29 protein-coding genes and 1 tRNA gene are annotated in these 25,244 nt (G+C 61.3%); 18 read left to right on the forward strand and 12 right to left on the reverse strand.

From position 1 onward, the window contains the following. The first annotated feature begins 6 nt into the window (after window positions 1-6). Window positions 7-83 (forward strand) — tRNA-Asp (locus tag ACK4HL_RS07300). 31 nt (window positions 84-114) lie between these two features. On the opposite strand, the gene ACK4HL_RS07305 is transcribed toward ACK4HL_RS07300, so the two are convergent. The 10 genes from ACK4HL_RS07305 to ACK4HL_RS07350 form a co-directional block, all read right to left on the reverse strand. Then, window positions 115-624 carry a hypothetical protein gene (locus ACK4HL_RS07305; protein ID WP_409757924.1) on the reverse strand — a complete coding sequence of 170 codons (510 nt, stop codon included), beginning with the start codon at window positions 622-624 and terminating at the stop codon, window positions 115-117. Window positions 625-626: 2 nt separating this feature from the next. Then, on the reverse strand, window positions 627-1,748 hold the full coding sequence (locus ACK4HL_RS07310) for a hypothetical protein (RefSeq protein ID WP_409757926.1): 1,122 nt from the start codon (window positions 1,746-1,748) through the stop codon (window positions 627-629). Window positions 1,749-2,152: 404 nt separating this feature from the next. Beyond that, entirely contained in the window at window positions 2,153-2,491 is a 339-nt protein-coding gene (locus ACK4HL_RS07315; protein WP_409757929.1) for a DUF2190 family protein, read from the reverse strand. 14 nt (window positions 2,492-2,505) lie between these two features. Next, entirely contained in the window at window positions 2,506-2,913 is a 408-nt protein-coding gene (locus ACK4HL_RS07320) for a hypothetical protein (RefSeq protein ID WP_409757932.1), read from the reverse strand. Window positions 2,914-3,034: 121 nt separating this feature from the next. Beyond that, on the reverse strand, window positions 3,035-4,891 hold the full coding sequence (locus tag ACK4HL_RS07325) for a prohead protease/major capsid protein fusion protein (RefSeq protein ID WP_409757934.1): 1,857 nt from the start codon (window positions 4,889-4,891) through the stop codon (window positions 3,035-3,037). Window position 4,892: 1 nt separating this feature from the next. Then, window positions 4,893-5,288 (reverse strand): hypothetical protein, encoded by a 396-nt coding sequence (locus ACK4HL_RS07330; RefSeq protein ID WP_409757937.1) that lies wholly within the window; start codon window positions 5,286-5,288, stop codon window positions 4,893-4,895. Beyond that, window positions 5,285-5,833: a hypothetical protein gene (locus tag ACK4HL_RS07335; protein WP_409757940.1), complete on the reverse strand. Its 549-nt coding sequence runs from the start codon at window positions 5,831-5,833 to the stop codon at window positions 5,285-5,287. The genes ACK4HL_RS07330 and ACK4HL_RS07335 overlap by 4 nt, the downstream gene beginning before the upstream one ends. An 81-nt stretch (window positions 5,834-5,914) precedes the next feature. Next, on the reverse strand, window positions 5,915-6,397 hold the full coding sequence (locus ACK4HL_RS07340; protein WP_409757943.1) for a hypothetical protein: 483 nt from the start codon (window positions 6,395-6,397) through the stop codon (window positions 5,915-5,917). Between the two features lie 670 nt (window positions 6,398-7,067). Further along, window positions 7,068-7,421 carry a hypothetical protein gene (locus tag ACK4HL_RS07345; protein WP_409757945.1) on the reverse strand — a complete coding sequence of 118 codons (354 nt, stop codon included), beginning with the start codon at window positions 7,419-7,421 and terminating at the stop codon, window positions 7,068-7,070. Then, window positions 7,414-7,872, reverse strand: a complete 459-nt coding sequence (locus ACK4HL_RS07350; protein WP_409757948.1) for a hypothetical protein — start codon at window positions 7,870-7,872, stop codon at window positions 7,414-7,416. The genes ACK4HL_RS07345 and ACK4HL_RS07350 overlap by 8 nt, the downstream gene beginning before the upstream one ends. A gap of 68 nt (window positions 7,873-7,940) precedes the next feature. On the opposite strand from ACK4HL_RS07350, the gene ACK4HL_RS07355 reads away from it, so the two are divergent. The 3 genes from ACK4HL_RS07355 (at window position 7,941) to ACK4HL_RS07365 (ending at window position 8,999) form a co-directional block, all read left to right on the forward strand. Continuing rightward, entirely contained in the window at window positions 7,941-8,165 is a 225-nt protein-coding gene (locus ACK4HL_RS07355) for a helix-turn-helix domain-containing protein (protein ID WP_409757951.1), read from the forward strand. 64 nt (window positions 8,166-8,229) lie between these two features. Continuing rightward, on the forward strand, window positions 8,230-8,532 hold the full coding sequence (locus ACK4HL_RS07360; RefSeq protein WP_409757954.1) for a hypothetical protein: 303 nt from the start codon (window positions 8,230-8,232) through the stop codon (window positions 8,530-8,532). A gap of 2 nt (window positions 8,533-8,534) precedes the next feature. Next, window positions 8,535-8,999 carry a hypothetical protein gene (locus ACK4HL_RS07365; protein WP_409757956.1) on the forward strand — a complete coding sequence of 155 codons (465 nt, stop codon included), beginning with the start codon at window positions 8,535-8,537 and terminating at the stop codon, window positions 8,997-8,999. A 331-nt stretch (window positions 9,000-9,330) separates the two neighbouring features. Here the strand turns inward: ACK4HL_RS07365 and ACK4HL_RS07370 are convergent, their stop codons facing one another. Next, window positions 9,331-10,455, reverse strand: coding sequence for an AAA family ATPase (locus tag ACK4HL_RS07370; protein ID WP_409757958.1), 1,125 nt, complete (start codon window positions 10,453-10,455; stop codon window positions 9,331-9,333). Continuing rightward, window positions 10,452-11,057, reverse strand: a complete 606-nt coding sequence (locus ACK4HL_RS07375; protein WP_409757961.1) for a hypothetical protein — start codon at window positions 11,055-11,057, stop codon at window positions 10,452-10,454. The genes ACK4HL_RS07370 and ACK4HL_RS07375 overlap by 4 nt, the downstream gene beginning before the upstream one ends. A gap of 552 nt (window positions 11,058-11,609) precedes the next feature. Between ACK4HL_RS07375 and ACK4HL_RS07380 the strand changes: the two genes are divergently transcribed. The 14 genes from ACK4HL_RS07380 (at window position 11,610) to ACK4HL_RS07445 (ending at window position 25,237) form a co-directional block, all read left to right on the forward strand. After that, window positions 11,610-11,975 (forward strand): NADH-quinone oxidoreductase subunit A, encoded by a 366-nt coding sequence (locus tag ACK4HL_RS07380; protein ID WP_409757964.1) that lies wholly within the window; start codon window positions 11,610-11,612, stop codon window positions 11,973-11,975. After that, entirely contained in the window at window positions 11,966-12,490 is a 525-nt protein-coding gene (locus ACK4HL_RS07385) for a NuoB/complex I 20 kDa subunit family protein (RefSeq protein WP_409757967.1), read from the forward strand. The genes ACK4HL_RS07380 and ACK4HL_RS07385 overlap by 10 nt, the downstream gene beginning before the upstream one ends. Before the next feature lies 1 nt (window position 12,491). After that, window positions 12,492-13,094 (forward strand): NADH-quinone oxidoreductase subunit C, encoded by a 603-nt coding sequence (locus ACK4HL_RS07390; protein WP_409757970.1) that lies wholly within the window; start codon window positions 12,492-12,494, stop codon window positions 13,092-13,094. Next, window positions 13,091-14,284, forward strand: coding sequence for an NADH-quinone oxidoreductase subunit D (locus ACK4HL_RS07395; protein ID WP_409757973.1), 1,194 nt, complete (start codon window positions 13,091-13,093; stop codon window positions 14,282-14,284). The genes ACK4HL_RS07390 and ACK4HL_RS07395 overlap by 4 nt, the downstream gene beginning before the upstream one ends. Beyond that, window positions 14,281-15,486, forward strand: a complete 1,206-nt coding sequence (gene nuoE, locus ACK4HL_RS07400; protein WP_409757976.1) for an NADH-quinone oxidoreductase subunit NuoE — start codon at window positions 14,281-14,283, stop codon at window positions 15,484-15,486. Before ACK4HL_RS07395 ends, nuoE begins: the two co-directional genes overlap by 4 nt. A 9-nt stretch (window positions 15,487-15,495) precedes the next feature. Continuing rightward, the gene (nuoF, locus tag ACK4HL_RS07405) at window positions 15,496-16,803 is read left to right on the forward strand and encodes an NADH-quinone oxidoreductase subunit NuoF (protein ID WP_409757979.1); all 1,308 of its coding nucleotides are present in this window, start codon (window positions 15,496-15,498) and stop codon (window positions 16,801-16,803) included. Window positions 16,804-16,869: 66 nt separating this feature from the next. Continuing rightward, the gene (gene nuoG, locus ACK4HL_RS07410; protein WP_409757982.1) at window positions 16,870-18,951 is read left to right on the forward strand and encodes an NADH-quinone oxidoreductase subunit NuoG; all 2,082 of its coding nucleotides are present in this window, start codon (window positions 16,870-16,872) and stop codon (window positions 18,949-18,951) included. A 4-nt stretch (window positions 18,952-18,955) separates the two neighbouring features. Then, window positions 18,956-20,017 (forward strand): NADH-quinone oxidoreductase subunit NuoH, encoded by a 1,062-nt coding sequence (nuoH, locus tag ACK4HL_RS07415; protein ID WP_409757985.1) that lies wholly within the window; start codon window positions 18,956-18,958, stop codon window positions 20,015-20,017. Continuing rightward, window positions 20,014-20,253 carry a hypothetical protein gene (locus ACK4HL_RS07420; protein ID WP_409757988.1) on the forward strand — a complete coding sequence of 80 codons (240 nt, stop codon included), beginning with the start codon at window positions 20,014-20,016 and terminating at the stop codon, window positions 20,251-20,253. Before nuoH ends, ACK4HL_RS07420 begins: the two co-directional genes overlap by 4 nt. A 5-nt stretch (window positions 20,254-20,258) precedes the next feature. Continuing rightward, window positions 20,259-20,747 carry an NADH-quinone oxidoreductase subunit NuoI gene (gene nuoI, locus ACK4HL_RS07425; RefSeq protein WP_409757991.1) on the forward strand — a complete coding sequence of 163 codons (489 nt, stop codon included), beginning with the start codon at window positions 20,259-20,261 and terminating at the stop codon, window positions 20,745-20,747. A 10-nt stretch (window positions 20,748-20,757) separates the two neighbouring features. Beyond that, window positions 20,758-21,363 (forward strand): NADH-quinone oxidoreductase subunit J, encoded by a 606-nt coding sequence (locus tag ACK4HL_RS07430; protein WP_409757994.1) that lies wholly within the window; start codon window positions 20,758-20,760, stop codon window positions 21,361-21,363. A gap of 3 nt (window positions 21,364-21,366) precedes the next feature. Continuing rightward, window positions 21,367-21,675: an NADH-quinone oxidoreductase subunit NuoK gene (gene nuoK, locus ACK4HL_RS07435; RefSeq protein ID WP_409757997.1), complete on the forward strand. Its 309-nt coding sequence runs from the start codon at window positions 21,367-21,369 to the stop codon at window positions 21,673-21,675. 8 nt (window positions 21,676-21,683) lie between these two features. Further along, window positions 21,684-23,723: an NADH-quinone oxidoreductase subunit L gene (gene nuoL / locus ACK4HL_RS07440; protein ID WP_409758000.1), complete on the forward strand. Its 2,040-nt coding sequence runs from the start codon at window positions 21,684-21,686 to the stop codon at window positions 23,721-23,723. After that, window positions 23,723-25,237: an NADH-quinone oxidoreductase subunit M gene (locus ACK4HL_RS07445; RefSeq protein WP_409758003.1), complete on the forward strand. Its 1,515-nt coding sequence runs from the start codon at window positions 23,723-23,725 to the stop codon at window positions 25,235-25,237. The genes nuoL and ACK4HL_RS07445 overlap by 1 nt, the downstream gene beginning before the upstream one ends. Window positions 25,238-25,244: the final 7 nt, after the last annotated feature.

Genomic DNA, 25,244 nt, shown 5'->3' on the forward strand with positions numbered 1-25,244 from the left:
TGAATTGCGGGTGTAGCTCAGTTGGTTAGAGCGTCGGCCTGTCACGCCGAAGGTCGCGGGTTCGAGCCCCGTCACTCGCGCCAGTCTTATCAATGACTTGGCAAATACCGTAATTCATCTTTCCAACTCCTGTAGCCGACGTTTTCCAACTTTTGATCGGGTTTCGTTCGATGGGAATCCATCAAGGCAGTCGAGTAATGCTTGCACTGTCCGGTTCCACTCCAGCTGTGTTGGGTCTGGGTCCCAACGCTGCGAAAGGGGGAGCGCAATCATTCGCCACAATTTGAGCCCGTGGGTATTCAGCAATAGATGCCTCACGTAATGATCTGGCAGCGCACCACCTGTTCGGAGCAGCGCGACTTTCTTGAAATACCAATGCACCCGGCGCCGAGCGTCGTCGATTTCCTTGGACTGTTCCACGTTGGACAAATCCGTTCGCGCCAATAACCTGAGCGCGTCAGCCATTTCCGCCGATTGGTATTCCACCACTAATCGCTCGAATATGGATGATCTGGCCGCCTCTCTTGTTTCATCTACGGCTTGACGGGCCGAGTTCGCAGCAGCCCAACTGCTCCATGCAGCGGCTGCGGCCGCCAACGTTCCCAAAAGTTCAAGCCACCACATGCCTAGTCCTCCCCGCGGAGTTTCGTCCGCCCACGTCGTCTCGCATCATCAACTAACCTGACAGTCACCGCCTTGCGGGGCAGGTACGTCTCGGCAAGTTGCCTGTTGTGGTTGATGCTGTTGCCCATCTTTGCAGACATCATCGCGGGGTCAGCTTCACCGGCCAGAGCCTCGACTGCACCCGTGCGCCGGATATCCACCATTTGGCGATTATCGTCTGGCAGCACCATGCGGCGCACATCGCGGAAGTCGTCTCCCAACGTGTCTGCGGAGTACGGTTGGCCGGATCTGTTGCGGAAGAGCGGGGCATCACCGACGGGGCTCGCTCCCATTCTTTCCATGTATGCTGTGAACAGGCGTTCGGTTCTCCGGGAGAGAGTGCCGATAACCGGTTGCCCGGTCTTCGCTCGACTCGTCTCAAAGAACAGACCGCGAGCATCTCTCCGCAGTTCGCTTGCCTTCAGTTTCCTTGCATCGCCGGGCGAGAACTGGGTGTCCCAGATCACCGAGACGATAACGGCCAAGCCGCGATAGCCCTTGCGCCAGGCGAATTTACCAATGCGTGCGACCTCACCTGGCTTGAACGTCTCTGAGCGTCCACGGGGCGCGGTGTTGCGGATGATCTTCGAGGGGTCTTCCTCCTTAACGCAGTACCTCATGGAAGCCATAACCTTCCAGAGAGCCCGCCAGGTCTTCATCATGCGGTGTGCGGTGTGATGGCCGCGCGTTTCGAGAACCTGCAGGCGCAATGCCTCGATTTGCTCCGGCTCAATGGTATTGGGATCGATGTCGCCGAAGATCGGTTCGATGAACTGCCACGACCACTCCCAATCCTTCTTGCGAGTTGCGGGGGCCTTGGCCTTCCAAGCATCCATGCGGCGGAAACGGTCAAAAGCGTGTCCAACAGAGCCGGGAGGATAGGCTTTGCCTATCTCCGCAACGGGTCTTTCGCCTCTTTGGAGGCGGAGCCAATCTTCATAGAGCCGCTGAGCCTCGGTCCATGCTTCGGGGCCATCCTTGCCAAGACAGCGCGCCTGGAAGCCCTGCTGCCGCATCGCTTTGGTCGGCTGGAAATATCCACGGCCACGCTTTACGACGTAGTAAGGAATTTTAACTCGTGCCATTGCGAGCCCTCCTTAATCGGTCTGCGACCACGCCGGATCGAGCATCGATGGCCACTTGGCCCACAGTCAAGAAGAGTTGCGGGTGTCTGCGGTCGCACCAGGCGTCAATGGCATGGAGATCGAAGTTACCCGTCGTCTCGTCCGGCTTCGGAAATCCGCGAGCGATCAACAGGGGAAGCTCCTGCATAAACTTGGCTTCCGCCATACCCAGCCGAAGCGCCGCGCCTTTAGCTGGAACGTCTCGGGGCTCGATGTGAAACCGGTTGGGGGCCATTGTAGGTTAGTTCACCATCCTTGCTCTAGGTGATGCCGCCTGCGGACGCTACGGCTCATGGCTGTGAGGTTGATCGCCACGCCCGCAGGCGGTCTGCCCCGCCACCTCGGAAAAAGGACGGGGCATTCGGTTAACCGTTCAGGCGAACGCGGCCAGTCGCAGAAGGGTTGGAGGCGGCAAGCACTGCCTTGCCGATCAGCGTGTTGCCGCCCGATGTCGTGGTGCAAAGGCCAGTCGTGGTATCCCAATAGATCGCAGCGCCGACGGTCCACGCCTGCGCGCTGACCTTTGCGAGGTCGAACACGCCGACAACAGCAAATTCGCCAGAATCGCCGACCGCAACGTCGGTCGCCGCGACGTCGAAGATGTTACCGACGAGATAGCCATCACCTGCAGAGAGGTCTGTCGCATCCGTTACATCGGCAACGGTCAAGGTGAGCGTGTCACCGGGCTGCACATAGTTCTTCATGGATCAGTTCCTTGTTAGACGTAGTAACTCTCGGTTTCCAGGACGCGGCCCTGCGGATCATGGCGCAGCACCTTCGTCCGTTTGCGCTCGTTAGGCTCGATCACGACCCGCACCGGATGGTTCTTGATGACCTCGTTGACAAAGCGGTTCATCACCGTTGCAAACTGCCGCGCCAGGAAGGGCGTTAGAAAGGCGTCAACCTCGGCAGCGGTGCGGGTAGCGAACAGCGCCTTGCGCGACTCATCGAACCAGGTTTGCGAGCAAGCTTCTGCAATGCTGTTCTGGATCATGGTGCGAAGCGCTTCCTCCGCCTTGTCCGGCGTCACCCAAACGCGGTTTTCCGGCTGCCACTCTCCCTGAGGGCGGACGGTGAAGACGACCTCGTCGGGCTGGATTTCTTCGCGCGTGGTGTTGTCAGACATTCCCAAACCTTTCGATGTTGAATTGTCGCCGGAGCCGTGAGCAGCGACTCCGGCGACGTTGGGGGTCAACCGGGCAACCCCGCCATCAGCGCAATGAGAGGAGCACCGCGCCAATTCACGTTTACTGACCCGCGTTGCTGTACCACCCGCGCCAGTCTTCGAAGCCGCACCCGAAATCAAGGCGGACCTTGAACTCGGTGCCGTCAACGTCGAAGCCTTCGCGGATGAATACCTGCGGACCCGCCTCGCCTTCGAGGTAGGCATAAGACAGACCGTCCACCATGTTGGGATCGGCCACTATGTACCAGCGCTTGCCAGTAAGGCGCGGCTCCACCACAAGGCGGAGACTGCCGGAGAACGGGTTAACGTTGCTCAGCTGCGTGGCGGTGAGCTGCGCAAGCACCTGTTCGCCTGCGGTCTCGTTCTCGGGCGACACGACTAGATAGGCCGGGGCAACGCCGATAATGCCACCACCCGGTCCCGTCTGCTCGCGCATGGCTTTGCGAGCGACGGAGAGCGTCGTCACATCCGGCCCGGCACCCGAAGCGGACACGTTGCCGTGCGAGGAATGGAACAGCACGACGCTGTCATCCATCGTCGGTCCCAGGCTCGAATTGTCGGTGAGAAGGTCCACCATCTGCTGCGCCTCGAAATTGGCCGCAGCCATGCCGAGCTTGCGCGCCATGTCATCAAAGGCTCCGAGATCGTCATTGACGAGCGCCTGGCGACTGATGCCGAATACCCGCCCGAAGGTCTCAAGCCGATAGGAGGACCTGGCCTCTTCCATCGTTCCGCGCGTGAATTCGCCTGCCTCGTTCACCTTCTTGAGTTCGAAGCCGGAGTGATCGAGGATGACGCGGGAGAGGCCTCGGAAGTCGCGGTGATTGCGTTCTTTAGCAACCGTCCTGATACCGTTCGCAGCCTGAATGTAGCCGTCGCGCAGAGAGCGGCTCGCAGCACTGACCAGCAGCTGCGGGAAATCGCTCGTGGTATGCAAGGCGCGCTCGATGAGGGCGCCGGGCGTGCGATTGAGCGGCAGGCTGCGGCCAGCCCGTTCGAGAGTGATCCGGGCAAGATCGGCCATTGACATGTTAATGTAGGGCCGAGCCGCGTCGGAGGGGCGGTGCTTCGGATTGAGCCGCGAAAAGACAGCCTCACCAGCGACACTGGCGAAGACGCCAGGTGCATCGAGGCTTTCGTAGCCATCGGAGCGGGCGGTCGTAATCTGGATCGCGTCAGAGTTGGCAGCAGCCTTCGAAAGGATGATGCCGCGCGCGTGTTCAAGATTGATTGCGCGGTTCACGACATCGTCTTCCTGCTCGCGGTTCAGTCCCGCAAGTCGCGACATGTTGCGGGCGAGCGCCTGGTCGTCCTCGTGGAGGGCGGTGGAAATGGTGTCAGTCTCGGTCATGGTCTTGTCCTTGTGCTTGATGAAGGGAGCGCTCCGGGCCGAGACGACCATTGCGGACAAGTCCGCGCCAAGTGCTACCATTGAGATTTCATGGGGCGTCCACTTTGTGGCGGTCCGCACCAGCTTCCCGGATTCCCGGCTCTCCTTGAAAGTGGAGATGCGGTAGCCGATGGAAACATTCTTCAAGATGCCCTGCTTGATCAGGCTCCACGACTCATCCAGGCGCGGGGCGGTGCCGGGAATGGGGCCAATAACCTCGGCATAGAGTTCACGGTCTTTGATCCAAGCTTTCGTGATGGTGCCGAGCACAGCAGCGGTGCTGCCGATTTCGTGATCTGCGAGGAGGTGTGCCTGCCCTGAGTTGAGGTAACTCAGATCGACCGCCCCCTCGGAGATTTCCAGGCGTTCAGTGTACGGTTCGCCGGAGAGGTAATCGCGGCGCTCAACGTCTGCGCCGGTCGAAGCCCGGATGATCGCCACCGGAGCCTTGCCGGTCTCCACGCGGGGCGAGACGATCACGGCTTCGCGCGTCAGGATGGCATCGAAATTCTTGTTTGGAGCGTTCATTTCAATGAACCTCCTTTCGCATGATGTTGCTGAAATCAAATGAGACTAGATGCCCGTTTCCCAAGTGCAGAAGCGCCTCCGTGTCGCTGATGCGCAGCCGTTTCAAGAACGCCCTGAAGACGAGCGGAGAGACGCCGATGATGCGCTCGACGTCTTCCAGTGTGACGCTGCCATTCTGGTTGGCGTGGCGGAGCAAGGCCCCGAGCCGCCCTTCCAGGTTTAGGGCGAGAGGGGCGAACTGCGGCGAACTTGCGATGACTTCCCGCACATGCTCGTCGTAAAGCTGGCGGAAGCGAGCATCCCAACGCAGGGCTTCTTCGTATTCGAGGTCGCCGTGCATCGCCTGGTTCAGGGCGGCAATGGCGGCATCAAACTTGGTAAGAGTGGTGACAGTCATGCGTCATCCCGGCTGATTTTTTCAATCGACATGAAGGTCTCTGTCCAAAGAGTGCTCAGATCGAGAATCGTAAATCTTACTCCGGGGCGAACCGATGAGACGGCCTGCCCATGTGTCATCACAAAGACTGACTTCACCTGCGACAGATCCATGCTGCCGTCGAACCGGAGACCTCCCGGTTCGTCCGGGGCGAAGTTGCGCCGATGCAAGAGTCCGACGGCAATGTCGGACGTCGGCTCGGAGTTGTCCTTGAACGTCAGAGTGACCGGGTGAACGACAAGAAAGAAGCTCGCCACCACTTCGGGATCTTTCAAAAGCTCGATTGCTACGGTCACGGGGCTCAGCTGAGCAATTTTGAATGCGAGGGCCAAATCGGCGAAGCCGACCAGTTCCAGCGCAACGCGCACCCTGAACACGCCGTCCGCGTCGAGGACGTAGTCTCGTCCGATCTTCTTCGCGTAAGGCATCAAGCCACGCTTGCGCCAATTGGAGACCGCTTCGTATTCGCGACCTAAGACTTCAGCTAATTGCGAGATCGTCAGCATTGCAGGAGATATAAACGGTTTTTAAAAAACTGCAAGTGGGAAACGAATTACGGAATGTGTGACAATCCGCCACATGCGCAGTTACAGTTCTGATAGACCCGGAGCGGCCTCGTGGAGGATTTCCGCCAGTTCATCGAAGATCAGGTTGGAAACCTCGACGGGGTCGGTTTCGGCAGCGAGGACGGGCGCAAGTCGGTCCGGGACTGAGAGCAGGCGGTCGCGGAGGGTTCTCAGCGTCTCGAACCATTCCCGCTCCACGGCCTTCCCGTCCACCAGGACGCCTGCCTTGGTCTCGTAAGCCAGTTGAGCAAGCCCCGCCTCGGCAGCCGCTCTGCGGGCCCTGGAATGGCTGCAACAGGCATCGTCAACGACCCCGTACGAGTTGACCGGCTTTGGCGGCAGAGCGCGACGGAATGCGGGGTCCGTGTTCCGGTAATAGGCACGGCGTGCCTCGTCTTCATCGAATAGGCCATCGGGACCCCGAGGGAGCAGCCCCTTCTTGGCGAGCGCGTGGATATTCTGCCGGGATACGCCCCAGGCGCGTGCAAGCTGAGAGGCCGTCATCGTTCCATGATGTTTCCTGTCAATGAAGATTGTTTCCCTGTCGCTAGCGATCAAAAGCGCCTTAGCCGCCCGCATTACGCAAAGTGCCAAAAGATCGTTTTGGGAGGGGTGGGGGTACTCTAGGTTGGTGTTTCTTGGATCGCCGCTGCAATGTGTGCCTGGCAACGCTAGCGGGTTTGGAACCGTCACAAGCCCAGTTCTGTTGATGGGCCATCTCCGGTTACTCCTGCCAACTCCGCGACAGGAGCGCCTAAAAGCCTCTGCGGTTGTGGCAACTGCAGGGGCTTTTTGTCTGGGCGATCTTGAACCAACGAGAAAGACCCCACAGCTGAGCGCTGCAGGGTCCTTGATTTGGACTGAAGCGGCAGCCTGCTCGCTGCAGCCCGGTATTCGCACCCGATACGCAGGTGTGCGAATCAAACGCCCTAACGTGCCTTGATCGTCAGAGCTGGCTACTCGTGCGACTGTAACTGGATAGGACGCCTGCAGTTCCGAGGCATCCTTCGAATGGCTCCGCAAATTCCTGTGCCTTCGACTTCTGGTGGGTTGAAAGAATCTGGACGCGGCGCATTCGTAGAGGTGCGGCAGCCTTGTCACTTCCGCTGCCGTGCCTGAAACCTTCGCCCCTCGCATTGTTTCTCCTGCGAGGGGCTTTTCGTTTCGCGGGGTCTTACGCGGCCTTCGTGTCACGGAACTGGAGGTAATCAACGGCGGCACTGAGTTTGGTGCGGAAGTCGTCGCCGGAATTCTGGATAATGACGTTTGCCTTCCATTCCGCCTCATTGCTGCTGGCCGGCGTGCGGGTCTTCATCTCTTCGGCGATGTCCGTGATCAGGCCATTGAAGTACCGATCCCAGAGCGCATCGAGGAACTCTCCGGCAAGCGACTCCTGCATCCGTTGCTGATCCAGGAAGCCCAGCGCTGCATCGGAAAGGTGATTGAAGGTCTCGGACAGGCACATCAGGTCGTAAATCGTCATGGCCTTAAGGTCCGGCGCGGGCGGCAGGGTGACGCGATCACGCATGGGACACCGCCTTCTCTGCAATCGTCAGGGCATCGCGCAGTAGCCAACGCAGAACAATGTCACTGTTTTTGTTGACGAACTCCATTTGCCAGGCCAGAGCCATCTTCTCCTTAAGCCGGGGAATGCTTGCGACGGGATGCTCGATCACGTCGGAGGCCCGCGAAAACATGAGGTCCACAGGCTTCGATGTCGTGTCTTCAATAGCGGTGAGCCGTTCCGACCAGGCGTCTCTTGCTGCGGCACCATTGGAAGGGCGTGGCCCAAGTGCCTTTATCTGTTCCTGCGCGCTTGCATGTATTGCCTGGTATGAAGCGACCGCCTCGCGGAAAGCAGACCATTTGGCCTCGTAAACCGGATCGAACGGAGGAACATCGGGAGCGGCGATGACGGAAGAACCGGCTAAGGCTGTTGCCCCTGTCCCGAGCAATTCACGGCGAGATAAGCGCGGCATAATGCAATCTCCCTCATTTGTGCTATTGTCACCGTATAGTGACAAATGCACAATAGGACGAATCAGGCATGGTGACAAGCGCACAAATTCGAGCAGCCCGGGGGTTGCTTGGTTGGACCGTCCGAGACCTCGCCGAACAGGCGGGGGTGCATAGGAATACCGTCACCCGACTTGAGACGACCGGCTCGGAGTCGGGTCACGCATTGAGGCAGATTGTCCGGGCGCTGGAATCTGCAGGCGTTGTATTCGTGCCGGGGAATGGTGGCGGTCCAGGAGTCAGGCTTCGCGGGTGACATCCTGATGGAACTCGACGGCGAAGCTCGGAGTCCCTATATTGGCTGACGGGAGAATAAGAAGATGACTAAGACAGTGAACCACAAACTCGATGCTGCTCTCCTGAAGAAGCTTAAGGATCTTTGGAAGCTGGCAGAACGGGGTGACGTCTCTGTAAAGAAAGTGGACGTCGACACGGGAGAAGATCATTTTGGCGATCCCGTGATTTTCGTGTGTGTGCATCACAACCGCACTAAGAAACCCGTTCGTCTCAAATCAATCACCTCGCTTGATGGCAAGGTGCGCGACCTCGCTTGGGAGCAAGGCGAGCAACGGTTCATCCACGTTAGGCACCTCTTCGATGAGAAGCAGAAGGTGGCTGGCTAAACATGGTTGACGATCTCTTGGAGATCGCCAGGCATCTTGCCAACGCAAATCCCAACGGAAAACCCAAACAAGCTTACCTTAAGCGGGCCGTGAGTACCGCCTACTATGCGCTGTTCCACGCGATGGCTAGAGCTACTGCAGACGTCATGTTGGGTAGCGCGAAGAAAAACAGACCGGATAGAGCATGGGTGCAACTGTACCGAGGATTAGATCACGGTACTGCCAAAAGCGCCTGCGAGGCGGCTCGCAATATCGGCTTTCCAAACCCCATAAAGGAGTGTGCCGATGCGTTTGTGGAATTGCAAAAGGCGCGGCACGATGCTGATTACGATCCGAGCTATCGGCTTAGCCGAGCCGAAGTAATTGCACTAATCGACAAGTCAGAGAGCGCCATTAAGAAGCTGAGAGCTGCTCCACCTCTCGACAGGGCGGCGTTTGGCGTCCAATTGGTGATCAAAAAGAGATAACAAGCGATGGCGCTAACTCCTAGCGCCAGCGTCTCTATCGGTCACCGCATTCCTGCTCTAGTCCATCCAGTGCACGGCCCCGTCATAGGCCAGCGCCCACCCCAGCCAGGCGTCGAACGTCTACCGTTTACTCTCACAATGGGGCAAACCCCGGTAAGATCGGTAAGAACGGTACGAAGGTTGCCTATCCCTTTGTTTTGATTCGGCGTCCTCGCCTTCTCGATTTCGTACCGTTTCTTACCGCAGTTCGTACCCCCCTTTCTTACCGGTTTCGTACCGCAGCGAATGAGTTGACTCTGCGGACGAAGGGTAAGTCCTTGACATTGCAATGTCATTTGTCGCCATCCTCTCTGTTTCTTACCTTCTTACCGTTCTTACCGGGGGTAGAGGGTACGAGGTGCGCCTTCGATGGGTGCACATACTGGCCGCGCCCCGCTTTGAGGATTTCGCCCGCCTTCATCATTTTGCCGAGCAGCCGGTCGACGTTGTTGCGCCTCATGTCGGCCAGGTTGGCGATGTCTACGGGCTTCAGGGGTTCTTCAGCGTCCTCCAGCACTGCCAGAATGGCACCGCGTTCGCTCGTGCGGCGAACCTCCGTCGCATCGCCCTGGATGATCCAGCGGCAAGCCTCACGGTCCCAAAGAATCGCCTTCTCGTATTCCTCGACGTCGCGACCCCGGCAGTAGAGCGTGCTGCCGTTGCTTCCCCGTTTCAATACGAGCGAGGTATCCGCTGCGCCAGTGATGCCGTTCGTGCCCGAGATTTCCTCGAAGGGGTCTCCGTCGCCGTTGCCCTTCCTGGTGTGGTGCACAATGAGGACGCCGACGCTGTACTCTGCAGCGAGTTCCTGCAACGCGGTGATAGCGCCATAGTCGCCCTCGTAGAGCGTATCGCTCCGGCCTCGGTTGCTGCGGAACTTTTGCAGGACGTCCACAATCACCAGCCTCGGGTTTTGAACCGAGTTCAGCCAGCCCCGGATATGCTCCAATCCGCCTTCGTCGCACCTCTCAACCTTCGTCCTGAAGCGCAGTCTTTTCCGCCAGCCCTTGTCTGCCGTGGTGGTGGTGATCTTCTCAAGGCGATCCTTGAGGCGGCGCGGATTGTCTTCGAGCGCAAGATAGAGCACGTCGCCCTGGACGCACTTGTAATCGCCGAAGCAGTAGTTTCCGCTTGCCACCGCTACCCCGACATCAAGGCAGAACCAGCTTTTGCAGGACTTCGGCGGACCGGCGAGGACAGTGCACCCCTCGGGCACCAGGCCATCAACGATCCATTTCACCGGCGGGAATGTCACGCTGGCAAGGTCCTCCATTGAGAATTCGCCCTCGAACATCTTCCGATGATCGCTTTGAGGCTTGGCGGCAGTCGTGTCACCGGCGAACTCTCCATGCCGCAAATCTCCGTTCTGGGCCATGCGTTCAGCGGTCTCCAGGTCAATGAATTCGGCGGCGTTCATGCTGCTTTCCTCGCAGGAAGGTTTTTTATGAGGATTCGGTGCGATCTGGCGGCAGGGCCGAGAAGAACGCGGATTTCGTGGCCGTGCTCGATGTCCTCCACCAGGAAGGGTCCCGCCGCGTGGGCAAGCCAGTTGCGAGCGCCGGGCTTCAGGGGCACGCAGCCTTCGCAACCAGCCTGCAGCCACGCCAAGGGCGTCCTGTAGACCTGGAGGGGTGCTCCGTGCCGCTGGATCATGTTCTGAGGCCCGAGAACGTCCGCCCCATCGTTGCGGCCCATTGCTGTTGCGAAAAGCTCGGGGGCGTCGAGGGGCCATGCCACCAAGTCGGCACAGACCTGCTGCCTGTAGTCATCGAACAGCAGCGCCTCGATCACGGCGGCGGGTTCGCCGTCCACATCGAAGACGAAAGTCTCGTCACCCGGAGCGCCGGAGAGGAACCGCACCAGCGCCACGTTGATGATGTCGGCATGGGCGAGGCAAGTTTCCGTGTCCAGGCCGTGCCGGCGGATATAGCCGAAGAGTTCCGGAGAGGGTCCCGCCACCCGATAGGCTTCCTGGCGCATGAAAACGAGGCGGGAGAGGTTCTTTACGATCGGCTGCATCACCAAACCTCCAACACGAGAAGGTCGGAAGAAATGCGCCACGTGCGGCTTGTTGGAGGGCAGGGGAGTGTGCTATCTTTCTTGTTGGAAGCAGCTTCGTTTCCATCGCTATCAGCCCCTGCCTTGGTGCCAGCCTCGGCAGGGGCATCTATTTTGGGGTCAGGAGGCCCGGTGTGGATTCGTGCACTCTCAGTCAGCGGACTTTCCAACTTTCGGCCCCTCGGACCCGTTTTTGAGGGGTCCAGTGTTGGACAGGGCATTGATCCGACTGGGATACCTGACAGCCTGTCACGCCGAAGGTCGCGGGTTCGAGCCCCGTCACTCGCGCCATTCAGCCGAAATCGATCAGGGCCGCCCCCGGGCGGCCCTTCGTATTTCTGCCTCCCTCGGGGTCCCGGCACGTCAGGGGCCAGGCCTCTTGGCGCAGCTGCATGCGACACTTGTTATCCTGGTTCGACAACTGTGCCGAAAAACTTGCGGGACACCGGGCGGTGCGCTACCAAGCGGCGGATTCTCGTCTGCCGCCCGGGCGGACGCAGGGGGCGAAAGCACATGCCTGATCTTTTGAGAGAATATCTGCCAGTCGTCATCTTTTTGGGCGTGGCTCTGGGCTTCGCGCTGGTTCTGATGATCGCGCCGATCCTGATCGCGATCCGCAACCCGGACCCGGAAAAGCTGTCCGCCTACGAGTGCGGCTTCAACGCCTTTGACGATGCCCGCATGAAGTTCGACGTGCGGTTCTATTTGGTCTCGATCCTGTTCATCATCTTCGACCTCGAAGTGGCCTTCCTCTTCCCCTGGGCCATTACCTTGGGTGATATCGGGGTCTACGGCTTCTGGTCCATGATGATTTTCCTAGGAGTCCTCACGATAGGCTTTATCTATGAGTGGAGAAAAGGAGCTCTCGAATGGGATTGATCGAAAAGGCAACCCCCGAGCAGCGCGAGTTCTTCACCAGCATCAATGCCGAACTCGCCGACAAGGGATTCCTCGTCACCGCCTCGGACGACCTCATCAACTGGGCCCGCACCGGCTCGCTCATGTGGATGACCTTCGGGCTCGCCTGCTGCGCCGTCGAGATGATGCAGGCCTCGATGCCCCGCTGGGACCTGGAGCGTTTCGGATTTGCGCCGCGTGCCTCGCCGCGCCAGTCCGATGTCATGATCGTGGCCGGCACTCTGACCAACAAGATGGCTCCGGCGCTGCGCAAGGTCTATGACCAGATGCCGGAGCCGCGCTACGTCATCTCGATGGGCTCCTGCGCAAATGGCGGCGGCTACTATCACTACTCCTATTCGGTGGTGCGCGGCTGCGACCGCATTGTGCCGGTCGACATCTATGTGCCGGGCTGTCCCCCCACGGCCGAGGCCCTGATCTACGGCATCCTGCAGCTGCAGAAGAAGATCCGCCGCACCGGAACGATCGAGCGCTGACATGACTGAGACCTTGCAAGAGCTGGGCGAACACATCGCCGCGAGGCTGGGCCGCGCGGTGACGGGCATCAAGGTGGAGTTCGGCGAACTCACCGTAGCGTCAGAGGCCGCGGAGATCGTGAAGGTTCTCACTTTCCTGCGCGACGATGCCGCCTGCGGCTTCGTTTGCTTCATCGACATCTGCGGAGTGGACTATCCCGAGCGCGAACGGCGCTTCGACGTCGTCTATCACCTGCTCGCGCCCTACAAGAACCGCCGCATTCGGGTGAAGGTTGAGACCGACGAGGACACGCCCGTGCCGAGCGCGATCTCCGTCTTCCCCGCCGCCAACTGGTATGAGCGCGAGACCTACGATCTCTACGGCGTGTTGTTTTCCGGCCATCCGGATCTGCGACGGATACTCACGGACTACGGGTTCTCCGGCCACCCGCTGCGGAAGGATTTCCCTCTCACCGGCTATGTCGAGGTGCGCTGGGACGACGAACTCAAGCGCGTGGTCTACGAACCGGTGAAGCTCACCCAGGAATTCCGCGCGTTCGATTACCTGAGCCCGTGGGAGGGCCCCGACTACGCGCTCCCCGGCGATGAAAAGGCGAAGCCGTGACCGAATCGTCCACCGTCCGCAACTTCTCGATCAATTTCGGCCCGCAGCATCCTGCGGCTCACGGCGTTCTGCGCCTCGTTCTCGAGCTCGACGGCGAGGTCTGCACCCGTGTCGACCCGCACATCGGGCTCCTCCACCGCGGCACCGAGAAGCTGATCGAATACAAGACATATCTTCAGGCCGTTCCCTATTTCGACCGTCTCGACTACGTGGCGCCGATGAACCAGGAACATGCCTGGTGTCTCGCCATCGAGCGGCTGCTCGGCATCAGCGTGCCGAAACGAGGCCAGCTGATCCGCGTGCTCTATTCCGAGATTGGACGTCTTCTCTCGCATCTCCTGAACGTCACCACGCAGGCCATGGACGTAGGCGCTCTCACGCCGCCGCTCTGGGGCTTCGAAGAGCGCGAGAAGCTGATGGTGTTCTATGAACGCGCATCCGGCTCGCGCATGCACGCGGCCTACTTCCGCCCCGGCGGCGTTCACCAGGACATTCCCCCGGAACTCGTCGAGGATATCGGCCGGTTCTGCGAGGGTCACAACAAGGTGCTCGACGACATCGAGGGCCTGCTCACCGACAACCGAATCTTCAAGCAGAGAAACGTCGACATCGGCGTGGTTTCTCTGAAGGAATGTTTCGAGTGGGGCTTCTCGGGCGTCATGGTACGCGGCTCCGGCGCCGCCTGGGACCTGCGGAAGGCGCAGCCCTACGAGTGCTACGACGAGATGGAATTCGACATACCGATCGGCAAGAACGGCGACTGCTATGATCGATACCTGATCCGCATGCAGGAAATGCGCGAGTCGGTGAAGATCATGAAGCAGTGCGTGGAGCGGCTCATGGGATCGGAGCGCACCGGCCCCGTCTCGACGCAGGACGGCAAGGTGGTTCCCCCCAGGCGCGGCGAGATGAAGCGCTCGATGGAAGCGCTGATCCATCACTTCAAGCTCTATACCGAGGGTTTCCATACGCCACCGGGCGAGGTCTATGCGGCGGTCGAAGCGCCCAAGGGCGAATTCGGCGTCTATCTGGTGTCGGACGGCACCAACAAGGCCTATCGCTGCAAGCTGCGTGCCCCAGGCTTCGCACATCTGCAGGCCATGGACCACATCTGCCGCGGCCATATGCTGGCCGACGTCTCCGCCGTCCTGGGTTCTCTCGACATCGTTTTTGGTGAGGTGGACCGGTGAGCGTCCGTCGTCTTCATCACGTTCAGCCCGAAAGCTTCGCGTTCAATGCGGAGAACCTGGCCTGGGCCAGACAGACAATCGCAAAGTACCCATCGGGCAAGCAGGCCTCGGCGGTGATCCCGCTCCTGTGGCGCGCCCAGGAGCAGAATGACAACTGGGTTTCGAAGCCCGTCATCGAGTACGTGGCGGACATGCTGGGCATGTCCTATATCCGCGTGCTCGAGGTCGCCACCTTCTATACCATGTTTCAGCTGCAGCCTGTGGGCAGGGTCGCTCACATTCAGGTCTGCGGCACCACGCCCTGCATGCTGCGGGGTGCCGAGGAGCTGAAGAAGGTCTGCCAGAACCGGATCCACCCCGAGCCGCACCATCTCTCAGCCGACGGGAACTTCTCCTGGGAGGAGGTCGAGTGCCTCGGCGCCTGCGTCAACGCACCCATGGTGCAGATCTTCAAGGACACCTACGAGGACCTCACGCCCGAGTCCTTCGAGAAGCTGATCGAGGACCTCGCCGCCGGCCGGAAGGTGAGGGTGGGCCCGCAGATCGATCGCCATCTTGCCGCCCCCGTGGGCGGCCCGACGACCCTGATCGAGCCCTCGCTCTACGAGGGCCAGCGCAGCTTCACCCGCATCGAGGCGCCGCCGCCTCCGCCGCCGGCTGCTGCCCCGGCACCTGCTGCCGCTTCGCCATCCGGCGTCACCGTTCCTCCTGGAACGCCTGCGCCCGCCCCGGCGGCGCCGAAACCGGAAGAAGTCCGGCCTCCGACACCCGCTGCCGTCCTCACCGCTGCCCAGAAGGCCGAGGCGGAACGCAAGGAGCAGGCTGCCGGCGCCGTGATGGAGGGCAAGGCCCAGGTCGAGACCAATGTCACCCGTGCCACGCCCGAAGGCGTCAAGGAGACTGCGCCCGTTGCCTCGGTGGCGGATGGCCGCCCCGAACTGCACACCGCTCCTAAGGGCAGAAGCGGGGATGACCTGAAGCTCATAAGGGGTGTGGGTCCGAGGCTTGAGCAGATGCTGAATGCGCTTGGCGTCTGGCATTTCGACCAGATCGCTGCCTGGACCGAGAAGGAGATCGCCTGGGTGGATGAGCGGCTCGAGGGCTTCAAGGGCCGCGTCCTGCGCGATGAATGGGTGAAGCAGGCGAAGAAACTGGCCACCGGCTGGCGCCCGGAGGGCGACGCCGAGAAGCCGAAGAAGTGAGGGCAAGCAATGCTCGCTGACAAGGACCGGATCTTCACCAACATCTACGGCTTGCACGACTGGGGCCTTGAAGGTGCCAAGAAGCGCGGCTGCTGGAGCGGTACGAAGGACTTCATCGCCCGCGGCCGCGACTGGATGGTGAACGAGGTCAAGGCCTCCGGCCTCCGCGGCCGTGGCGGTGCGGGCTTCCCGACCGGTCTCAAATGGTCCTTCATGCCGAAGGCGATCGGCGAGCGCCCGCACTACCTCGTGGTGAACGCGGACGAATCTGAGCCCGGCACCTGCAAGGACCGCGAGATCCTTCGTCATGAGCCGCATCTTCTCGTCGAGGGATGCCTGCTGGCCGGTGCTGCAATGGGCTGCCACACCGCGTTCGTCTATGTGCGCGGCGAATTCATCCGCGAGCGCGAGCACCTGCAGGCCGCGGTGGACCAGGCCTATGAGGCGCGACTCATCGGCAGGAACAACGTGCATGGCTGGGACTTCGACATCGTCGTGCATCATGGCGCGGGCGCCTACATCTGCGGCGAAGAGACCGCCATGCTCGAGAGCCTCGAAGGCAAGAAGGGCCAGCCGCGCATGAAGCCGCCTTTCCCGGCGAATGTCGGGCTCTACGGCGCGCCGACTACGGTGAACAACGTGGAGTCGATCGCGGTGGCCGGCACCATCATGCGGCGCGGCGCCACCTGGTTCAATTCCATCGGTCGGCCCAATAATGCGGGCACGAAGCTGTTCTGCATCTCGGGCCACGTGAACCGGCCCTGCGTGGTCGAGGAAGAACTCGGAATTCCATTCCGAGAACTGATCGAGCGCCATGCCGGCGGCGTGCGCGGCGGCTGGGACAATCTTCTCGCCGTCATCCCCGGCGGCTCCTCGGTGCGCATGGTGCCTGCGGAACAGATCATCGATACGCCGATGGATTTCGACTCGCTCTCGAAGCTGCGCTCAGGCCTGGGCACCGCCGCGGTGATCGTGATGGACAAGTCGACGGACCTGATCAAGGCCATCGCGCGACTTGCCTATTTCTACAAGCACGAGTCCTGCGGCCAGTGCACGCCCTGCCGCGAAGGCACGGGCTGGATGTGGCGCGTGATGACTCGCATGGCCGAGGGGCGCGCCGAAAAGCGCGAGATCGACATGCTGCTCGACGTGACGAAGCAGATCGAGGGTCACACCATCTGCGCACTGGGCGATGCGGCGGCCTGGCCTATCCAGGGCCTCATTACGCACTTCCGCCATGTCATCGAGGCGCGGATCGACCAGTATGCGGCGAACCCCGATCATGACGGCGCGGTTCGCAAGATTGCGGCAGAGTGAGGCGGGAATTGCAGGGCGGCCGCCTTGGGCGGGTCGCCGCGAAGGAACGGGAAGGCGAGCAAGCTGATGCCTAAAATAAAGATCGACGGCACCGAGATCGAAGTCGAGAATGGTCTCACCCTTCTGCAGGCCTGCGAGCTCGCCGGCGCCGAGGTGCCGCGCTTCTGTTATCATGAACGCCTCTCGATCGCCGGAAACTGCCGCATGTGCCTCGTCGAGGTGAAGGGCGGCCCGCCAAAGCCCCAGGCCTCCTGCGCCATGTCGGTGAACGACCTGCGCCCCGGACCTAACGGGGAGCCGCCAGAGGTCTTCACCAAGACACCGATGGTGAAGAAGGCGCGTGAAGGCGTAATGGAGTTCCTGCTCATCAACCATCCGCTCGATTGCCCCATCTGCGACCAGGGCGGCGAGTGCGACCTGCAGGACCAGGCGATGGCCTATGGCATCGACAAGAACCGCTTCCACGAGAACAAGCGGGCCGTCGAGGACAAGTATCTGGGTCCGCTCGTCAATACCCACATGAACCGCTGCATCCAGTGCACGCGGTGTGTTCGCTTCACCACCGAGGTCGCCGGCATTGAGGAGATGGGCGCCACTGGCCGGGGCGAGGACATGGAGATCACCACCTACCTCAACCGTGCGATTTCCTCGGAACTCCAGGGAAACATCATTGACCTCTGTCCGGTGGGAGCACTCGTCTCGGCTCCCTATGAGTTCAAGGCGAGGCCCTGGGAACTGCGCAAGACCGAAACCATCGACGCGATGGATGCAGTGGGATCGAGCATCCGCGTCGATGCGCGCGGGCGCGAGGTCATGCGCATTCTGCCGCGCACCCATGAAGAGGTAAACGAGGAGTGGATTTCCGACAAGACGCGCTTCGTGTGGGATGGTTTGCGCTCGCAGCGGCTCGACCGTTCCTATGTGCGCGAGTTCGGCAAGTTGCGCGCGGCCTCCTGGGCCGAGGCTTTCCAGCGCATCGCACAGCGCGTGAAGGGCACGGCACCGGAACGCATCGGCATCATTCTCGGCGATCTCGTGGCAGCGGAGGAAGCCTTCTCGATGCGTCAGCTGGCGGACCAGCTTGGCATCGCGAACATTGACTGCCGGCAGGACGGAACGCCGCTCGGCGAACTTGGCGGGCGCGCCGGTTATCTCTTCAATTCTGGCATCTCGGGCATCGAAGAGGCGGATTCGATCCTTCTCGTCGGCACCAACCCGCGTCTCGAAGCGCCGGTGCTCAATGCCCGGATCCGGAAGCGGCTTCTCAGGGGAGGCTGTCCGATCAGCGTGATCGGTGAAAGGGCCGATCTCACTTATCCCTATGCCTATCTGGGGGCAGGCCCGGAAACGCTGAGCCAGTTCCTCGGTTCCGAGCAGACTGCCGTCGCGAAGCCGATGGTGATCGTGGGGCAGGGCGCTCTGGCCCGGCCCGATGGCCCGCAGGTTCTTGCCGCCGCCTGGGCCGCGGCGGAGAAGCTCGGCGCTGTGAAGGAAGGCTGGAACGGCTTTAACGTGCTGCACGCGGCGGCAGGCCGCGTCGGGGCGCTCGACGTCTGCGCGCTCCCCGGCAAGGAGGCAGGCAAGACCACGCGCGAGATGCTGGAGGCCGCGAAGGCCGGCGAGCTCGACGTGCTCTTCCTTGTTGGCGCCGACGAGATCGATACGCAGGCACTGGGCTCGACCTTCGTCGTCTACGTGGGAACCCACGGAGACGCGGGAGCGCATCGCGCCGACGTGATCCTCGCCGGGGCAGCGTATGTCGAGAAGCAGGTCACTTACGTGAACACTGAGGGCCGCCCTCAAGTCACGCAGCGCGCGTCCTTCCCGCCAGGCGACGCCCGCGAGGACTGGGCGATTTTCCGTGCCCTTTCGGATGCGCTCGATGCGACGCTGCCCTGGAACAGCATGGATGAGCTGCGGAGCGCCATGTACCGGGTGGCGCCTCAGCTGATGCGGATCGACCAGAGGACGCCAGCATCCACCGCCGAACTTGCCGACCTGGCGAAGGCGGCGGGCCCGATGTCGCCCGAGCCCTTCCGTTCGCCCATCACCGATTTTTACATGACCAATCCGATTGCCCGCGCCTCGAAGACCATGGCCGAATGTTCGGCCCTCAAGAACGTGCGGCAGCTCGAGGCCGCGGAGTAAGGCGATGACCGAGGCATTTCTCACTCTCCTGTTCTTCGTGGTCGTGAGCTTCGGCTTCATGGCCGCGCTTCTGATGATCGTCGCCTATCTCCTGTGGGCCGACCGCAAGATCTGGGCCGCCGTCCAGATGCGCCGCGGCCCCAACGTGGTGGGCCCCTGGGGGCTTTTCCAGTCCTTCGCCGACCTCATCAAGTTTGCGCTCAAGGAGGTTGTGATCCCGGACGGCGCCAACAAGGGCGTGTTCATCATCGCGCCGCTCGTCACCGCCACGCTCTCGCTTGCGGCCTGGGCGGTGGTGCCGGTGTCCGAAGGTTCCTTCTTCGGGCTCACCGAGGGCAAGTGGGTGGTGGCGGACATCAACGTCGGCATCCTCTATCTCTTCGCCCTCTCCTCGCTCGGCGTCTATGGCGTGATCATGGGCGGCTGGGCCTCGAACTCGAAGTACCCATTCCTCTCTGCGCTCCGTTCGGCCGCGCAAATGGTGTCCTACGAGGTGTCGATCGGCTTCGTCATCGTCACCGTGCTTCTCTGCGCCGGTTCCATGAACCTCACCGAGATCGTGCGTTCGCAATCGACGGGGCTTGGCACCATGCTGGGCCTGCCCGGCTCCTTCCTCGATTGGTACTTCCTGCCGCTGCTGCCGATGTTCGTGATCTTCTTCGTCTCGGCATTGGCGGAGACGAACCGCCCGCCCTTCGATCTCGTCGAAGCGGAATCGGAGCTGGTTGCCGGCTTCATGGTGGAGTACTCCTCCACCCCCTATCTCCTTTTCATGCTCGGTGAATACGTGGCGATCGTGCTGATGTGCGCGATGACGACCATCCTCTTCCTTGGCGGCTGGCTGCCCATCATCGACATCCCGCCGCTGAACTGGATACCGGGCATCATCTGGTTCCTGCTCAAGCTCGTCTTCGTCTTCTTCATGTTCGCCATGGTGAAGGCCATCGTGCCGCGCTACCGCTACGACCAGCTGATGCGCCTGGGCTGGAAGGTGTTCCTGCCGATTTCGCTGTTCTGGGTTGCCTTGACCGCCGGCGTGCTCGTCACCTTCGGGTGGGCGCCATGAGCTTCGCGGGGCTGGTCGGGGCGCTGGTCTTTCTCGCCATCGGCATTGCCGAACTGGCGCTGGTGAACCGTTCCGTCTATCCCTCGCTCCGCTGGCGCTACGAGAAGGCCAAGACCACGCAAAGCCAGGGCGTCCGCCCATCCACCATCATGGCCCTGATCAAGTTTCAGAGCCTCATCGTCATGCCGGTCCTGGGCTTTGTCCTCGGCGAGCGCATGAAATCCATCCTCGGGTAAACCACATGAGAGTTGCACAAGCCGCCCGCTCGCTGTTCCTGAAGGAGTTCGTGGACGCCACGATCCTGGCGATGCGTTACTTCTTCGCGCCCAAGGCGACGATCAATTACCCGAACGAGAAGGGTCCTCTGTCGCCCCGCTTCCGCGGCGAGCATGCGCTGCGCCGCTATCCCAACGGCGAGGAACGCTGCATCGCATGCAAGTTGTGCGAGGCGGTGTGCCCGGCCGTCTGCATCACCATCGAGGCAGGCCCCCGCCGCAACGATGGCACGCGGCGCACCACCCGATATGACATCGACATGGTGAAGTGCATCTATTGCGGCTTCTGCCAGGAGGCCTGCCCGGTGGATGCAATCGTGCTCGGGCCCAACTTCGAATTCGCCACCGAGACTCGCGAGGAGCTTCTCTTCAACAAGGAGAGGCTGCTGGCAAACGGCGACCGCTGGGAGCGTGAAATCGCGAGGAACATCGCGATGGACGCGCCCTACCGCTAAAGGAGCCAACATGGTCTTCGCCTTCTTCTTCTATCTCTTCGCGGCGATCGCGGTCGCATCAGCCGTAATGGTGATCTCGGCCAGGAATCCGGTTCATTCCGTTCTCTTCCTCATCCTCTGCTTCTTCAACGCAGCGGGCCTCTTCGTGCTGATGGGGGCGGAGTTCCTCGCCATGATCCTCGTTGTCGTCTATGTCGGCGCGGTGGCGGTGCTCTTCCTCTTCGTCGTGATGATGCTCGACGTCGATTTCGTGCAGCTGCGTGAAGGAATGCTGAACTATCTTCCCGTCGGTGCCACCATCGGTCTCATCGTGCTGGTCGAACTTGCCCTCGTGGTGGGCAGCTGGGCGATCGACCCAGCGAGCGTTGCGGCGCGTGGATCGCCGATGCCCGAAGGCATCACCAACACGGAGGCGCTCGGGCGCATCCTCTATACGGACTTCATCTTCTATTTCCAGGTGGCGGGTCTCGTTCTGCTCGTCGCCATGATCGGCGCCATCGTGCTGACGTTGCGCCACAAGCAGGGCGTCAAGCGCCAGGACATTTCGGCCCAGGTGGCCCGCACGCCTGCCACCGCCATCGAGGTCGTCAAGGTCAAGCCGGGGCAGGGGATCTGAACCATGGAAATCGGCCTTTCCCACTATCTCACGGTCGCCGCCATTTTGTTTACGGTCGGCATCTTCGGCATCTTCCTGAATCGAAAGAACGTGATCGTCATCCTCATGTCGGTGGAACTCATCCTGCTCGCCGTCAATATCAACCTGGTGGCGTTCTCGACCGCGCTCAACGATCTGGTGGGACAGGTCTTCGCGCTTCTCGTCCTCACCGTGGCAGCGGGTGAGGCGGCGATCGGGCTTGCCATCCTCGTCACCTATTTCCGCAACCGCGGCTCCATTGCGGTTGAAGACATCAATCTCATGAAGGGCTGACGGGAACCATGCACGCCGTCCTCACCGCCATCGTCTTCCTGCCGCTCCTCGGCGCGCTCGTCGCCGGGCTTGCCGGCACCAAGCTGTTCAAGGGGCTCGGTTCCGACGCCGAGGTCTACGGCGACCACCACGCCCACGCGCACGCCTCCCACGGTGAGGGGGGTCATCATCATGACGATCACGGCCATCACGGTCATTACGAAGGTCCGGCATGGCCCATGTACCTGACGACGCTGCTGCTCGGCGTCGCGGCGGTTCTGTCCTGGTACGTCTTCGTCGGTTTCCTCCATGAGCCGCACACGGAAAAGGTCGAACTCCTGCGCTGGATCAACTCGGGCGCGCTTTCCGCAAACTGGACGATCCGGGTCGACACGCTCACAGCGGTCATGCTCGTGGTGGTGAATACCGTCTCGGCGCTGGTCCATGTCTACTCGCTTGGCTACATGAGCCATGACGAGCACCAGCCGCGCTTCTTCGCCTATCTCTCGCTGTTCACCTTCGCCATGCTGATGCTGGTGACGGCTGACAACCTCGTCCAGATGTTCTTCGGCTGGGAGGGCGTTGGCCTCGCTTCCTACCTGCTGATCGGCTTCTGGTACACGCGGGAGAGCGCCAATGCCGCCGCCATCAAGGCCTTCGTCGTCAATCGTGTGGGAGATTTCGGCTTCTCGCTCGGCATCTTCGGCTGCTTCATGGTGTTCCAGTCCGTCGACTTCGACACGATCTTCGCCGCCGCCCCGGGTGTGGCCGGAAAGTCCATGCAGTTCCTGTCCTGGGAGTTCGATACGCTCACGGTGCTCTGCCTCCTGCTGTTCATGGGGGCCATGGGCAAGTCGGCACAGTTCCTGCTCCACACCTGGCTTCCGGACGCCATGGAGGGCCCCACGCCCGTCTCGGCATTGATCCACGCGGCGACTATGGTGACGGCCGGCGTCTTCATGGTGGCGCGCCTGTCACCCATGTTCGAGCTGGCGCCGGATGCCAAGAACGTTGTGGTCGTCATCGGCGCCATCACGGCCTTCTTCGCGGCCACCGTCGGCCTCGTGCAGAACGACATCAAACGCGTGATTGCCTATTCGACCTGCTCGCAGCTCGGCTACATGTTCGTGGCCCTGGGTGTCGGCGCTTATGGCGTCGGCATATTCCATCTCTTCACCCATGCCTTCTTCAAGGCTCTGCTGTTCCTCGGTTCGGGCTCGGTGATCCACGCCATGTCCGGCGAGCAGGACATGCGAAAGATGGGCGGCTTGGCGCCGATGATTCGCATCACCTGGGCGATGATGATCATCGGCAACCTCGCGCTGACGGGCTTCCCTTTCACCGCGGGCTACTTCTCGAAGGACGCGATCATTGAAAGCGCCTATGCCGCCAATTGGGGCTTCGCTTTCTGGCTCCTCGTCGTGGCCGCGTTCTGCACCTCGTTCTATTCCTGGCGTCTCGCCTTCATGACGTTCCATGGCACGCCCCGTGCCGACCGCGAAACCATGGAGCACGTGCACGAGAGCCCCAGCGTGATGCTGATCCCTCTCTACGTGCTGGCGATCGGCGCCATCGTCGCCGGCTTCGTGTTCAAGGATTACTTCATCGGCCACGAATACAAGGAGTTCTGGCACGGTGCGGTGGCCGACAACGAGATCATGCATCTCTTCCACGATGTGCCGGCGTGGGTTGTCTGGTCGCCCTTCGTCGCGATGGTGCTGGGCTTCGCGCTCTCCTGGCTCTTCTACATCCGCGACACCTCGCTGCCCGGGGCCCTGGCTGCCCAGCACGAGCCGCTCTACAGGTTCCTGCTCAACAAGTGGTACTTCGACGAGATCTATGACGTGCTCTTCGTCCGGCCCGCCATGTGGCTCGGCCGTGTCTTCTGGAAGAAGGGCGATGGTCTTCTCATCGACGGCTTCGGTCCCGACGGCATCGCCACGGCCGTCACCGATGTCACGCGCGGCGTGGTGCGGCTGCAGACGGGCTATCTCTACCATTACGCCTTCGCCATGTTGATCGGCGTGGCGGCGTTGATTTCCTGGTTCCTGTTCGGGGGCGCACACTGATGTCGAGCTGGCCCATCCTCTCCGTCGTCACTTTCCTGCCCCTCCTCGGCGTTCTCTTCATCCTCCTCGTGAAGGGCGAGGATGAGACGGCGCTGCGCAATATCCGCTGGGGCGCCTTCTGGACGACCGCCGTCACCTTCCTCGTGTCGCTCTTCATCTGGGCAGGCTTCGACCCAAACGCTGCAGGCTTCCAGTTCGTCGAGCAGCGCTCCTGGCTTGGCGGCGCGGCCACCTACAAGCTCGGTGTGGACGGCATCTCCATGCCCTTCGTGATCCTCACGACGTTCCTGATGCCGATCTGCATCCTCGCCTCGTGGTATGTGACGAAACGGGTGCGGGAATACATGATTGCCTTCCTCGTGCTCGAAACGCTGATGATCGGCGTGTTCTGCGCGCTGGACATGGTGCTGTTCTACCTGTTCTTCGAGGCCGGCCTGATCCCGATGTTCCTCATCATCGGCGTCTGGGGCGGGCCGCGCCGCGTCTATGCCAGCTTCAAGTTCTTTCTCTACACGCTGCTCGGTTCAGTGCTGATGTTGCTTGCCATCATCTACATGTACTGGACGAGCGGCACGACGGACATTGCGGCGCTGCTGCAGAACCCGAACTTCACGCCCGAGGCGCAGAAGTGGCTGTGGCTCGCCTTCTTTGCCTCCTTCGCGGTGAAGATGCCCATGTGGCCGGTTCACACCTGGCTCCCCGACGCCCACGTCGAGGCGCCGACGGCAGGCTCCGTGATTCTTGCGGCGATCCTCCTGAAGATGGGGGGATACGGCTTCCTGCGCTTCTCGCTGCCGATGTTCCCGGATGCAAGCGTCTACTTCCAGGATTTCGTCTTCGTGCTCTCCATCATCGCCATCGTCTACACCTCCCTGGTGGCGCTGATGCAGGAAGACATGAAGAAGCTCATCGCCTATTCCTCCGTGGCGCACATGGGCTTCGTGACCATGGGCATCTTCTCGCTCAACCGGCAGGGCATCGACGGCGCCATGTTCCAGATGATCAGCCATGGCCTTGTTTCGGGCGCGCTGTTCCTCTGTGTCGGCGTCGTCTATGACCGCATGCACACGCGCGAGATCGCGGCCTACGGCGGTCTCGTCGGCCGCATGCCGCTCTATGCCTTCACCTTCATGGTCTTCACCATGGCCAATGTGGGGCTACCGGGCACGTCCGGTTTCGTGGGCGAGTTCCTGTCTCTGATGGGCGCCTTCAAGGCCAACACCTGGGTTGCCTTCTTCGCCACTCTGGGCATCATCCTGTCCGCGGCCTATGCGCTCTGGCTCTACCGCCGCGTGGTCTTCGGCAAGCTGGAGAAGCCGGCGCTGATGAACCTGCCGGACATGACGCCGCGCGAACTGGCAACACTCCTGCCGCTGATCGTGCTCACCATCTTCTTCGGCGCTTATCCGGCACCGATCCTCGATATCTTCGGCCCCTCGGTCGAATCCATCATCAAGCCGTTGAACGAGGCCGCCGCCGCCGCCCAGGCGCTCGCGACAGCCTCGCTGCAGTAAGGGACAG

This window comes from Aestuariivirga sp., from assembly GCF_046294715.1.
GTDB lineage: Bacteria > Pseudomonadota > Alphaproteobacteria > Rhizobiales > Aestuariivirgaceae > Aestuariivirga.